This window comes from Caballeronia sp. INML1 (assembly GCF_023631085.1).
GTDB lineage: Bacteria > Pseudomonadota > Gammaproteobacteria > Burkholderiales > Burkholderiaceae > Caballeronia > Caballeronia turbans.
In genome coordinates, this window is record NZ_JALQDT010000056.1 from 30,624 (window position 1) to 43,535 (window position 12,912).

Annotated in this window: 14 protein-coding genes and 1 pseudogene; 7 read left to right on the forward strand and 8 right to left on the reverse strand. The window is 61.4% G+C overall.

Translation table 11 applies throughout. The features are described 5' to 3' along the window. Positions 1-33: 33 nt before the first annotated feature. The 7 genes from NCR38_RS21130 to NCR38_RS21160 form a co-directional block, all read right to left on the reverse strand. Positions 34-885 (reverse strand): fumarylacetoacetate hydrolase family protein, encoded by an 852-nt coding sequence (locus NCR38_RS21130; protein ID WP_061121438.1) that lies wholly within the window; start codon positions 883-885, stop codon positions 34-36. 27 nt (positions 886-912) lie between these two features. Next, the gene (locus tag NCR38_RS21135; RefSeq protein WP_250477560.1) at positions 913-1,626 is read right to left on the reverse strand and encodes a hypothetical protein; all 714 of its coding nucleotides are present in this window, start codon (positions 1,624-1,626) and stop codon (positions 913-915) included. Between the two features lie 43 nt (positions 1,627-1,669). Continuing rightward, entirely contained in the window at positions 1,670-2,464 is a 795-nt protein-coding gene (locus tag NCR38_RS21140) for an enoyl-CoA hydratase/isomerase family protein (RefSeq protein WP_061121436.1), read from the reverse strand. 22 nt (positions 2,465-2,486) lie between these two features. Further along, entirely contained in the window at positions 2,487-3,338 is an 852-nt protein-coding gene (locus NCR38_RS21145; protein ID WP_061121435.1) for an ABC transporter ATP-binding protein, read from the reverse strand. Next, entirely contained in the window at positions 3,335-3,859 is a 525-nt protein-coding gene (locus tag NCR38_RS21150; RefSeq protein WP_250477561.1) for a MaoC/PaaZ C-terminal domain-containing protein, read from the reverse strand. The genes NCR38_RS21145 and NCR38_RS21150 overlap by 4 nt, the downstream gene beginning before the upstream one ends. A gap of 25 nt (positions 3,860-3,884) precedes the next feature. Continuing rightward, positions 3,885-4,829 carry an ABC transporter substrate-binding protein gene (locus NCR38_RS21155; RefSeq protein WP_250477562.1) on the reverse strand — a complete coding sequence of 315 codons (945 nt, stop codon included), beginning with the start codon at positions 4,827-4,829 and terminating at the stop codon, positions 3,885-3,887. A gap of 133 nt (positions 4,830-4,962) precedes the next feature. Further along, positions 4,963-5,829, reverse strand: coding sequence for an ABC transporter permease (locus NCR38_RS21160; RefSeq protein WP_061121432.1), 867 nt, complete (start codon positions 5,827-5,829; stop codon positions 4,963-4,965). 609 nt (positions 5,830-6,438) lie between these two features. On the opposite strand from NCR38_RS21160, the gene NCR38_RS21165 reads away from it, so the two are divergent. From NCR38_RS21165 to NCR38_RS21185, 5 genes and pseudogenes are all read left to right on the forward strand, one after another. Further along, entirely contained in the window at positions 6,439-7,533 is a 1,095-nt protein-coding gene (locus NCR38_RS21165; protein ID WP_061121430.1) for a LacI family DNA-binding transcriptional regulator, read from the forward strand. A 58-nt stretch (positions 7,534-7,591) separates the two neighbouring features. Next, positions 7,592-7,805, forward strand: a pseudogene (locus tag NCR38_RS21170) (integrase); the annotation flags it as partial. A gap of 81 nt (positions 7,806-7,886) precedes the next feature. Then, positions 7,887-8,093 (forward strand): transposase, encoded by a 207-nt coding sequence (locus tag NCR38_RS21175; RefSeq protein ID WP_409241437.1) that lies wholly within the window; start codon positions 7,887-7,889, stop codon positions 8,091-8,093. Positions 8,094-8,199: 106 nt separating this feature from the next. Next, positions 8,200-9,609, forward strand: a complete 1,410-nt coding sequence (locus NCR38_RS21180; protein WP_250477563.1) for an MFS transporter — start codon at positions 8,200-8,202, stop codon at positions 9,607-9,609. 73 nt (positions 9,610-9,682) lie between these two features. Continuing rightward, positions 9,683-9,910, forward strand: coding sequence for a hypothetical protein (locus NCR38_RS21185; RefSeq protein WP_061121429.1), 228 nt, complete (start codon positions 9,683-9,685; stop codon positions 9,908-9,910). Positions 9,911-9,921: 11 nt separating this feature from the next. On the opposite strand, the gene NCR38_RS21190 is transcribed toward NCR38_RS21185, so the two are convergent. Then, positions 9,922-10,722: a TetR/AcrR family transcriptional regulator gene (locus NCR38_RS21190; RefSeq protein ID WP_061121428.1), complete on the reverse strand. Its 801-nt coding sequence runs from the start codon at positions 10,720-10,722 to the stop codon at positions 9,922-9,924. A gap of 200 nt (positions 10,723-10,922) precedes the next feature. Here NCR38_RS21190 and NCR38_RS21195 point away from each other — a divergent pair, with 200 nt between their 5' ends. Next, complete coding sequence (locus tag NCR38_RS21195; protein ID WP_061121427.1) at positions 10,923-12,134, forward strand: FAD-dependent monooxygenase; 1,212 nt, start codon at positions 10,923-10,925, stop codon at positions 12,132-12,134. Positions 12,135-12,156: 22 nt separating this feature from the next. Next, on the forward strand, positions 12,157-12,912 hold the full coding sequence (locus NCR38_RS21200) for an Asp/Glu racemase (protein ID WP_061121426.1): 756 nt from the start codon (positions 12,157-12,159) through the stop codon (positions 12,910-12,912).

Here is a 12,912-nt window from a genome sequence, read left to right on the forward strand (position 1 = left end):
GGCCGCCTGCTGCGAAGCGGCCCGCAAGGTCGATCACTGTTCGCCCCAACGCAGAACGCGCTGTTCCTGCACACCGAGCCCGTCCACGCCGAGCCGCATGACGTCGCCGGGCTTCAGATAAGCCTCCGGCTTCATGCCCAGGCCGACGCCCGGCGGTGTGCCGGTGGTAATGATGTCGCCCGGCTGCAAGACTACGTACTGACTCGTTTCGGAAAGAATCTTCGCGATCGAAAAAATCATGTCGCTGGTCGACGAGTTCTGGATGCGCTTGCCGTTCAGTTCGAGCCAGAGCCCGAGGTTCTGCACGTCAGCGATTTCATCGGACGTGACGAGCCACGGACCGATGGGGCCGAAGGTGGGAAACATCTTTCCTTTCTGCCACTGGCCGCTTCGTTCGAGCTGGAACTCGCGCTCCGACACATCGTTGCAGATGAAATAGCCCGCGATGTAATCGAGCGCCTCGGACTCCTCGACATAGTGAGCGCGCTTGCCGACGACGAAGGCAAGCTCCACTTCCCAGTCGGTCTTAGTCGACCCTTTGGGAAGGAGCACCGGATCGTTCGGACCCGACACGCAGGACGGCGCCTTGCTGAAGATGATGGGATCCGTCGGGATCGGCGCGTTTGTCTCGATGGCATGCTGAACGTAGTTCAGGCCGATGGCCAGGAACGTCCCGGGTTGCGCGATGCACGGCCCAAGACGCGTATCGGCTGCGACGACCGGAAGGCTCTGCACGTCGATCTCTTTCAACTGCTGAAGGCCATCGCCCGCAAAAAACGCGGGATCGAAATCCTTGCAACGGTCGCCGAGGTCGCGAATCTGACCTTGCGCGTCAATGATGCCCGGGCGCTCCTCGCCGGGTTGCCCGTGTCTTACCAGTTTCATCGCAGTCTCTCTTGAGTGGTCTAGCGTTCAAATGTCTGCCGGAGCATGTGCCAGCCGGCAGATCTCCAACGAATAAGTTGTGCCGTCGGGGCGCACCGTCACACCGAGCGATTCGAGCTTCCGGGCGTCGAGAAGATCACGGGCGCTTTCGGCCGCTTCCGGTGTGGTGGTTTCGACGAGTACTACCCAGGCGGGCACGTCGAACTCACGCGTGCTCGACTCAGCGGTGTCGATATGGCTGCCGGATTGATCGGCCATGTAGAGATGGCAGGCGACGACGCTCGTCAACGCAGCGGCACGCGGAAACACCTCCGTGCAGAGATATGTCTTCATCGCTTCGGCCCGCGCCGCGGGCACATCCAGACGCAATGCGAGCACATGACCGCCGCTACTCGACCCGACCGAGTGCACGATTCGGCATACCGCTCTGGATGTGTTTCGGAAGTAGCGCAACGTATCGACCGTTGCGGGCGTCGGCGCGTTCAGACGTTCGAGATAAGCCGGCGACACCACCACGTTCAGATCGACCGCCTCGTACATGGTCAGCCACTCGGGCGAGTGACCCGAGCGGACATACCGGCGTCCGCGTCGGAAGCCAGGAATCGAAAGCCTTTCGGGGATGTGCTCCTTGTCATGCCACTCATAAAACTGCTCGCGGCCTTCGGATACCACATCGTTCCAGACGAGAACTGCGCCGTCGCCCAGCAAGGCCGAGTCAGCGGCCTGCGCGTTTTCGGTCATGCCGATTTCCAGGTTCGTAACACTCATGATCTTTGCTTAAGCCTTAATGGCCCTTGAACGACGGTGGGCGCTTGGAGAAGAACGCATCCACACCTTCATGCAGGTCTCTGCTGTCGAATATCTTCTGGAGCGCCACGGTCGACATCGACAGGCCCGCATCGAGCGGGAAATCTTGCGCGGCATCGACGAGTTCCTTGGCGAGGCGATTCGACACCGGCCCTCGCGCGGCGATGGTTCCCGCAAGTTCGAGCGCGGCATCCAGCGCGGTTCCGTCATCTGTCACGCGATCGACCAGACCCCACGACAGCGCCTGCGCGCAATCGATGGTTTCGCCTGTGAACAACATCAGCTTGGCTCGCGCCGGGCCGACTAGGCGCGTGAGTCTCAGCGAACCGCTACCGGCGAGCCCGCCCAGACGCGATTCGGTCAGGCCCATCGCCACGCCGTGTCGCGCCACGCGCAGATCGCAAGCCAGGGCGAGTTCGAGACCGCCGCCGAGCGCTGCGCCGTCGATCGCCGCGATAGTCGGCATCGGCAGGCGCGCCAGTTGACGAAGCACCATGTCTTCGAAAAGGATCTTCTTTTCACTGGCCTGTTCGCGAACGCGCGCGAATTCCTTGATGTCGCTGCCCGCGCAAAAGGCGCGCGACTGACTTCCATGCAGAATCACGCAACGGATATCGGCCATCGCGGACACTGCCGAGAACGCCTCGTTCAACTCGCGCAACAAACCGGTCGTGACCAGATTCAGCGGCCCATGACTAATCCCCACGGTGGCGATAAAACCGTTCACCTCGGTCGTGACCAACCGGCTGACGTGTTCCGTTGCTGTGCTCATGTCGTCCTGTCGTTTGCCAGATTTACGATGCGGCCGATGTAGCCTTAGGCACCTCGATGCCGTGCAGCACGCCCATGCGTTCGAAATGCCCATAGATGCGGTCGACGTAGGCCGCAAATTCCGGCGCGTCGCCCAGCACAATGGGACGCGGCCGCGGCAGATGGACCGTAATCTCGTCGACCACCTCACCGGGATTCGGGCTCATCACCAATATGCGGTCTGACAACCCCACCGCTTCTTCCACGCTGTGCGTGATGAAGACGACGGTCGGGCGGCGACGCAGCCACAGCGCCTCAAGGTCCATCCGGACCTGAAGCCGGGTCAATGCATCCAGTGCGCCGAACGGTTCATCCATCAAAAGGACGGACGGATCGTGAACCAGCGTTCTGACGAGCGAGACGCGCTGCCGCATACCGCCCGACAACTGCCGCGGATACTTCTGCATCGCATGCGTCAGACGCAATTGCTCGAACAGATCCTTTGCACGTGCCTCGATCTTCTTCTTCGGCAGGCCGCGGATGTCGGCCTGCAGCATCACGTTTTCGAGCGCCGTTCTGAATTCGAGCAGCAAATGATCCTGAAACGCGATCCCGACATCGGTGATCGGCTTCGTCACCGGCTTGCCGTTGACCAGAATCTCGCCCTGACTCTGCCTGAGCAGACCCGCGATCATCAGCATCAAGGTGCTCTTGCCGCATCCGGAAGCGCCGACGATGGAGACGAACTCGCCCGGCTGGATGTCGATATTGATTTCCTTGAGCGCCTGAAACGGCTTGTCGCTGTCTTCGCCGAAGGTCTTGGCGACGCGTCGAATACTGATCGGTACGCCGGACTTCGTCGCAGTGTCCCGCTGTTCTGCAACCTGATTACTCATGACTTCCGCTCCTCGCCGCTCGCGGCGGACGAATTACTTGCTGCGACAGCAGAAAGGGGAACCTTGGACACCAGCAAAGCTTTTTTGCCCTTCTGAACGACCCGGTTGTCCTGATCCACGACCGAGACATCGAAGGTCGCGATGGCTTGCGTCGGCCGCGACTTGCTCTCGCGAAGCTCACTGATCTCGTAGTTGACGAAGATCGTGTCGCCGACAAAGATGGGGTTGAGAAACTTCCATTCGTTGATCCCGAGAAACGCGATCGCGGTTTCGCGCAACTCGCCCGTGCGCGCCCACATCAGGCCGTGCGCGTAAGCGAGCCCGAGCATGCCGTGCGCGACGCGGCGGCCGAACTGGCTGGCTTGCGCGTACACATCGCTCGTATGAAGTTCGGAGAAGTCGCCTGTAAGGCCTGCGAACCCGACCAGGTCCGCATCCGTGATCGTTCGTCCGGGGCTGCGAAATTTCAATCCGACTTCGAGGTCCGAGTAACGCAGTCCCATGTTTCGCTGTTCAGTCATGACGGTCCTTTAGTTACTTCTTTAGTCACTTGCACGCACGCATGGCCGACGTCGGCGGAAGGAAATCGTTCGTGTAATACGACTTCGGGTCGCGACCCGCGGGCAACAGACCGACCTGCGACAAGAGATCCTGCGTCTTCACCCACTGCGCGTCTTCCGCTTTACCTACGTACTTCGCGCCGCCGCTGCAAAAGAGCGGCGTGATGGCCGCAAGCTCTGCTGTCGCCGTCTTCTCCGACAGATTCGGGAAGACCGCCTTCAGATCCTTGATTGCCTTGGCCGGGTTATCGAGCGCGAAGCTCCAGCCTTTCAGGCTCGCAGCAACGAACTTCTTGACCACCTCGCTGTTCTCCTTGAGATAGGTTTCGTTCGCGAAGATCGACGTGCTGACGGTCGGCACGCCGTAGTCCGCGAAGCGAAAGTTGGTCAACTGCGCGCCTTGCGCTTCCAGCTGAATCTGATACGAATCGATCGATCCGAGGATCGCGTCGACTTGCCCTTGCAACAAGGTCGGAACCATGGACGTCAACGGCATGTTGATCAGGTTCACCTCCGATTCCTTCAGCCCGTTCGCCTTCAGGAAAAGCGGAAGCATCGTCGTTTGAGACGAACCGGACGGAACGCCCACCTTCTTGCCTTTGAGGTCCTTGATCGAGTTGATATTCGTCTTCTTCAGCGCCGAGACTTCGTTAGGGTTGGATTGATAGACTGTCGAGATGACCTTCATCGGCGCGCCCTTCGCGATGAGCTGACTCACCGCGACGGCATCGGCGTAGGCCAACTGCACGCGATTCGCGGCCACGAGTTGAGCTGTATTGCCCGATCCATTGCCTTCGATCAACGTGACGTCAAGGCCCGCTTCCTTGTAGTAACCCTCGGTCAGCGCCGCGGCAAACCCCGCGTTCGAGCCCCCTGCGACCCAATTCAGCTGGAATGTGACAGGCGTCGCTGCGACGGCGGTGGCACTCACTCCAAAAACCAACGCTGACGACACAGCGCTTGCGGCCAGCGTGCGGCTGATAAAACGAAGCATCTTGTTAGTCTCCAAAGGTGTTGGTGTTGGCCACGGCGACATCGGGCCAATCGCTCTTTCGTTCTCGACGTCAGTTTTTATCGCGCTGCCAGGGTGTCATCGCCCATTCGGCGAATTCGACGATGTAGTTGATGGCAATGCCGATAAAGGTCAGCACGGCAATCACGGCGAAGGTCAGTCCGATGTCCATCGTGCTGGTCCCTCGGAGCAGCACGTAGCCCAAACCCTTGTTCGCTCCGACGAACTCGGCGACGATCGCAGCCGTTGCGGCGATGGTGGCGGACGTCTTGATGCCGGAGAAGATGACCGGCAGCGCTGAGGGAAGGCGCAGATAGCGAAAGGTTTGCCACGAGCTCGCGCCCATGGATTGCGTCAGATAGAGCAGACGATTGTCCAGAATCTGAAAGCCGCTGACGCTGGCCAACAGCAAAGGGAAGAAGGTCATGAGGACGGTGAGCAGCACCTTCGACTCGATGCCGAAGCCGAGCCAGACCAGGAACAGCGGCGCCACTGCGATCTTCGGCACGAGCTGGAGAAACATGAGCGGCGGATAAACCACCTGTTTCGCAAGCGGCGACAGCGCGATGACGAGCCCTACCGGGATTGCAGTCACTATCGTCAATCCGAAGCCCCAGACAATTTCCGTCACCGTGACGATCGAATTGCTCCAGAGCTGCGGATATTCCTCGACGAGTCGTGAAAAAACCAGCCCGGGACCAGGCATGACGTACGCGGGGATGTCGAAGAGGCGCACCGCCGCCGCCCAGATTGCGATGATGGCCACGAAGGTCAACGGTGGAAGCAGATTCCAGCCGAGCCGCTTGACTTTGCGCATTCCGGCGGACGGACGTGCTTTGGGACGTTCGGCCGCTCCGGGTTGCCCTCCGTTTCCGCCTTGCAGGCCATCGACCTGCCGCGACGATAACTTCATTGACATCTGTGTCTCCTTCCGCGAGTGAAGTGCAGCGATAGTTCAAGCATTCTCGTGCGCGCCGATCCGATCAGCGTCTGGTGCCTGTAAGACACCAAGATACTACGACGTTCGTTGATTGAACTCTATTCAATCTTGAATGAAAGCTATGTAGGGGGTTTCCCGCATCGTGGTGTAACCCGCGCGAGCATTGGACCGATGTCCTTCCTACAGGTATACCCGGATGTCGAATACGGCTGGATCCTTTGAACCTACTTTGGGCCCGACGCGGTCACCGCGCGACGTCGCGAGAATGGATCCCAGCAGCGGCGAGCAAACCGCTTAGCGACACTTCTGTTATTTCTGTTTTGTTTGTCGCGAGGGGGCCGATCAGATGTTTCACGGATCTCAAGAGTCGTTGTCTCTTCAGATCGAGGGGCCCCGCTATCAATAGGTCTACTACGTACATGATCGAAAGAAGCATTTCTTTGCATCGAAGGTGCACTGCCGCTCATCGTCAGAAAACATCGCCGAGGCAATGAATCGAGGCGGGAAAAGTCTTCGCTTAATGGCGGAGTAACGAGGAAAGGCGTTGATATAATCGATGATCTCGCGCGAATCCGACCATCCCCACGCATGGCGAAGAGCAAACTAATATCAGCGGAAGCGGCCGAACCCCACGCGGCCGCAAAGCGCTCGCGCACCTCGGGGGTGACCTTGCGGGACGTCGCTCGCTTTGCCGGCGTGTCGTCGGCGACCGTTTCCAGAGTGATGAACAATCCAACGGTCGTCTCGGACGAGTTGCGCTCGCGAATCATGGTCGCGATCGATCATCTCGGCTGGGTGCCGCACGCCGCAGCGCGAGCACTTGCAACTCAACGGACCGGAACAATCGGGGCAGTCTTCCCAACGTTGGCCAATGAGCATTTCGCTTCAGCCATACAGGCACTCCAGGAGTCACTCGAACAGGCTGGATACACGCTTCTGCTCGGTTGCTCGGAGTACGACCTCGATCGGGAATATCGACAAGTCAGAACCATGCTCGAACGCGGAGTCGATGCCGTCGTACTGGTGGGCGAAGCTCATCATCGAGATCTGCAACCCCTTCTATCGCAGCGTCAGATTCCGTTCGTCAACACATTCGTTTATCGAGAAAACAGCGACGCGCTTTGCGTGGGTGTAGATAACTACCGCGCATTCTTCGACTTCACGACTTATCTTGTTGGTCTGGGGCATCGCCGTTTTGCGATGCTATCGCAGCACACCGATACCAACGATCGCGCGCAGGCCCGACGTGAAGGGGTGCGCGATGCGCTTGCAGAGCACGGATTGGGAATATCCGCCGCTCACATGGTCGACGGCGTGTGGGGCGCGCGCGTCGGGCGACAACTCTTTTCGAAAGTGATGAACACGCCGCAGCCGCCGACCGTGGTGATTTGCGGCAACGGTTCGTTTGCAATGGGCGCAATGCTGGAAGCGATGCATCAAGGCTACAAGATCCCCGGCGACCTGAGCCTCGCCGGATTCGACGATTTTGAGCTTATGTCCGAGCTACCGATACCGATTACTACCGTCCGTGTCCCGAGCGCCGCAATCGGAACAAATGCTGCAAAGATGATTCTTTCCGAGCTTTCAGAACCAGGTACCGCCCGAAGCGTTGAATTGGAGGCCGAATTAATCGTGAGAGCGTCATCGGGCGCACCGCCGAAGGCCCAGAAGAAGCGTACTTGAGCACTGCTGCTTCGCCTCTTCGTCGCCGCTGAACGAAACCGCTCGCGCGGTAGAGGCGCGCTCACCTGACATGGCCACTGTCGAGGACCTGCGGCGCTACCGACTTTATCTGGTCGGCCACGGCACATCGGCCGTGTCGCTGACCACGCGATCACCGGCCTGAAGTTCTTCTTCACAGTCACGCTCGACCGGCCCGAGTTGATGGTCAGTATGCACCCGTGCACGTGCCCCGCGGATTGCCCGTCGTACTCAGCCGGCGCTTCCTCGAAGCGCTCGAAGTGGCCCAGCGGCACGGCGAGCTGCAGTTCTTCGGCGAGTACCGGTCTCGCTAGACCCGCCACCTTTGCCCGGTGGTGGCGCCGCTACGTACCTGCGAATCGGTGGTCTACGCCAAGCGCCCGTTCGCCGGACCCAAAGCGGTGCTCGGGCACCTCTCACACCAGACGCACCGCGTCGCCATCTCCAACCAGCGCCTGATCGCCTTCGATGGGCGTGGCGTGACCTCACGCCCGTCTCTTATTTTTTTCCCGATTGCGTTTATTAATTGTATATCCATATAATAAACTGCGTCGAAACCGGTGAGCCCCCGCTTCGCGCAGTTCCGGCATCTGGCCGGCCTGGTGGCATTCATGGACGGTGTGAGCCGTCGACAACGAGGAGTTGTTCATGTCGCAAGCAGAGCTTCAATCCGGCCCGGCCTTTCCGCCGCGGGCGGAGCATCCATCGGTTTCCGATCGCGGCGATGCGTGGAGCGGGGACGTGCCCGTCGAAGCGTTCATCGACGCACATCGCTTCTCGCGCTTCCAGTGGGTCTTGATGGGCGTGTGCTTCCTGATCGTACTGATCGATGGCATGGACACCGCGGCCATCGGTTATATCGCGCCTGCGCTCGTCAGGGGCTGGGGCATCTCGAAGGCTGCGCTCGCGCCCGTGCTGAGCGCCGCGCTCTTCGGTCTCGCCGCAGGCGCGGTCATCTCCGGCCCTGCCGCCGACCGCTTCGGGCGCAAGAGCGTGCTCATCGCCGCGACGGCCTTCTTCGGTGCGATGAGTCTCGCCACCGCGTTCGCGGGCTCCATCGAGTCGCTCGTGACGCTGCGCTTTCTCACCGGCATCGGCCTTGGCGCGGCGATTCCGAACAGCATCACCCTGGTCTCCGAATACGCGCCGCAGCGCAGGCGCGCGATCATCGTCAATACGACGTATTGCGGCTTCACGGTAGGCGCAGCGCTCGGCGGCTTCATGTCGTCGTGGCTGATTCCGGCGGACGGCTGGCATAGCCTGTTCGTGGTCGGTGGCGTGCTGCCGTTGATCCTCGTGCTCGGCGTCGTGTTCTGGGTGCCGGAATCCGTACGCTTTCTCGTGAAGCAGGGCGCGTCCAAGGAAAAAATCGGTGCGCCGCTCGCGAAAATCGCGCCGCTCGATCTGTCGGGCGTCCAGTCGTTCCGCCTGTCCGAACGCATGCAAACGCACGCGAAGACGTCCGTCGGCGCGATTCTCTCCAGGGACTTTCTCACCGGCACGATCATGCTGTGGCTCACGTACTTCATGGGCCTCGTCATCTTCTATCTGCTGATGAGCTGGATGCCGCTCCTGATGAACGAAGCGGGCTTCACGCCCGAACGCGCCGCGCTGCTGACCGCGCTCTTCCCGCTCGGCGGCGGCATCGGGACGGTGGTGTCCGGCTGGCTGATGGATCGCTGGAACGCGAATGTCATCGTGATGCTCGGTTACCTGCTGACTGCGGCGTTCATCTTCGTGGTCGGGCAGGCGATCGGCAGCGTCGGCCTCGTCAGCGCGCTGATCTTTCTCGCCGGCACGACCATGAACGGCGCGCAATCGTCGATGCCCTCCCTCGCCGCCATGTTCTACCCGACACAAAGCCGCGCGACCGGCGTCTCGTGGATGTACGGCGTCGGGCGCTTCGGCGGCATTGCGGGCGTCGCGCTCGGCGGGCTGTTCGCGCAATGGAAGCTCGGCTTGCCGGCGGTGTTCGCGCTGCTCGCGGTGCCTTCGGTGATCGCCGGCCTCGCGCTCTTCGTCAAGCTGAAGGCGCATCCGGCGACCGGGCAAATGTGACCATCGCGGACCGTCCTTATCGCGAGCGGTCCGCTTTCCACGCTTCAATCAACGCAACGACAGGAAGTAAGAGATGAGCCAGGAACTCGAAGTCTTGACGGGCAAATTGCATGGACTCACTGCCGCGATCAGCGTGATCGCCGCCGCGCTGCCGCAGAGCGCATGCGTCGATGTTCAGGAGACGCTGCGCGACATGATCGGCGAAACCGCAAGCGCGGACTTGCCGCAGGCCGCGCTCACGTCGATGCACGCAACGCTCACGCACGTGATCGAATCGATGGAAATCGGCCTGCGCCGCTGATCGACCGTGTTTCAGGCCGCCCGCGGGGCCCGGGCGGTCTTCGCTGCTTTCACCGTTTTCTTCGCGGGGGCGTCCGCCGTTTTCTTCGCGCGGCTCGTCTTTGCAGGCTTCGTCGCCACGCTCGCCTGCGCCTCCAGGCCGCCGACGATAAAGCTCGTCAACTGCTCCAGCGTCTCGTTCGCGTCCCACGGATCGCATGCGCCCTTGGCCAGCATATCGAGCCGGTGCGTATCCGAGAAAGCGTACAGATAGGCGCCGATCATCGCGGTCACGCGCCAGTAAAGGTCTTTTTCAGGCAGGCCGGGCAACGCAGTGCGCAGGGCTTCGACGTAGGCATCGGTGGAATCGCCATAGGCCGTGCTGCGCAGGCTGTAGGAGATCTCGGGCGGTTCAGTATGCAAACGCGCCTGAAGGCGGATGAATGCGCGGCCGCCATCGGACTGGCGCAGCGCGACCAGCGGCTGCAAGAACGCTCGCACGATGTCACGCACGTCCGGCTTCGCGCCGCCATCGCCCAGTGCGCGCAGAAGATTGACCCGCTCTTCCGACACCAGCGTGGCGCGGCGCAAAAAGACCTGCTCGAACAGCTGCTGCTTGGTGCCGAAGTAGTACGTGATCAGCGCCTGCGTGACGCCGCACGACGCCGCCACTTCCTTGAGCGACGTGCCCGCGTAGCCGCGCTGCGAGAAATCGACTTCGGCGGCATCGAGGATGTTCTCGCGCTGGTTCACGTTGCCCGCCGGGCGGCCGAGCCGTTTGCGTCCGGCCGAATCTCCGTGTGCGCGAGCGTGGGTAGTCTGGTCTTTCGTCATGCGGGGCCGTCTTGCGTTGAATGGAAGGCCGCTCGATGCATGCGGCTGCGGTCGCCGCATATTTTACGGTCGTTCAAACGCCTATCCCTAATTTCCTTCAGCAGTCACATCGCCACACGTCCGCCGTTGCATTTATTTATACGGCCATATAATATTGATCGCGCATCTACACGGATTCACTTTTCAGGAAGGACGAGACCATGAGCAGAACACTTCGCGTCGGCGTGATCGGCGGCGGAATCGGCGGCATCGCCCTCACGGGCGCGCTCGCGCAGCAAGGGATCGAAGTGCGGCTTTTCGAGCGCGCGAGCGCATTCGGCGAGGTCGGCGCGGGCATTCAGATGACGCCCAACGCGGTGAAGGTGCTGCAGGCGCTCGGCCTCGGCGACGCGCTGCGCGACGTGGCCTTCGTGCCGCAAGCGATCGTCGGCCGTAACTGGGAGACGGCGCGCGAGAACTTTCGCACGCCGCTGGCCGCCGTCTGCCCTGCTCTCTATGGCGCGCCGTTCTATCACGTGCATCGCGCGGACCTGCATCGCATTCTGACTTCGCTCCTTCCTGCCGATGCTGCGCGTCTTTCGACCGGTTGCGTCGACATTCGTCAAGGCAAGGACGGCGCGGTCGCCGTGTTCGACGACGGCAGCGAATTCGAAGCTGATCTGATCGTCGGGGCCGACGGCGTGCGGTCGATCGTCCGCAGCAAGCTCTTCGGCGAGGAGGCGCCGCGCTTCACCGGCAACATGTGCTTTCGCGCGGTCGTGCCGTTCGACGAGATGCCCGACTTCGTGAGCCCCGATTCTTCGTTCTGGCTCGGGCCGAACGCGCACGTCGTGACGTACTTCGTGCGTCGCGGCAAGGCGGTCAACATCGTCGCGGTCGCGGAGACGGAAAAGTGGGTCGAGGAATCATGGAATGCGGCAAGCAGCCGCGAAGAGTTGCTCACGACGTTCGAAGGCTGGCATCCGAACCTGATCCGCCTTTTCGAGCGCGCCGATTCGGTCTTCAAATGGGGCCTCTTCGATCGTGATCCGATGCAAACCTGGTCGCGCGGCAGCGTCACGCTGCTCGGCGATGCCGCGCATCCGATGCTGCCGTTTCTCTCGCAAGGCGCGGCGATGGCGATCGAAGACGGCTACGTGCTGGCGCGTTCGTTGAAAGCGCACGGTAGCGATATCGCGAATGCATTGCGCGACTACGAGGCCGAACGCCTGCCGCGCACGAGCCGCGTGCAACTCGAGTCGCGTGAACGGGGCCGCACGTATCACCTGCCGAGCGCGTTCGCGCAACGCAAGCGCGATCTCATCTACAAGTTCAAGTCGTATCTGAATCCGCAGGCATCGGGCATTCAGGCGAACTGGGTCTATGCGTATAACGCGACCGGCTTCGCACCCCGCGCGCTCACCGCCGCCTGATCACATCAAGAGGTTATTCGACATGCCCGCAAAGACTTATCGCATCGGCCAGATCGTCCCGAGTTCGAACACGACGATGGAAACCGAAATTCCCGCCATGCTGACGGCGCGCCAAAGCATCCAGCCGGAGCGCTTCACGTTTCATTCGAGCCGCATGCGGATGAAGAAGGTCGTCAAGGAAGAACTCGCGCAGATGGACGCGGAATCCGACCGCTGCGCCGTCGAACTGTCGGATGCGCGCGTCGACGTGCTCGGTTACGCGTGCCTCGTCGCGATCATGGCGATGGGACGCGGCTATCACCGCGCGTCGCAGCAACGCTTGCAGGCGCACACCGCCGCGAATGGCGCCGATGCGCCTGTCGTTACCAGCGCGGGCGCGCTCGTCGATGCGCTCGAGGTGATGAAAGCGAAGCGCGTGGTCGTCGTCGCGCCGTACATGAAGCCGCTCACCGAGCTGGTGGTCGATTACATCCGGCATGAAGGCTTCGAAGTGATCGACTATCGCGCGCTCGAAATTGCCGACAACCTGGAAGTCGCGCGCCATGATCCGCGCAATCTGCCGGACATCGTGAAGACGCTGAAGTACCACGACGCGGATGCCATCGTCCTGTCCGCCTGCGTGCAGATGCCGTCCCTGTCCGTCGTCCCGATGGTCGAAGCGATGACCGGCAAGCCCGTCGTGACCGCCGCCATCGCCACCACATATGCGATGTTGCGGCAGCTCGACTTGCGGCCCATCGTGCCGGGCGCCGGGGCGCTCCTTTCCGGCGCTTATTGA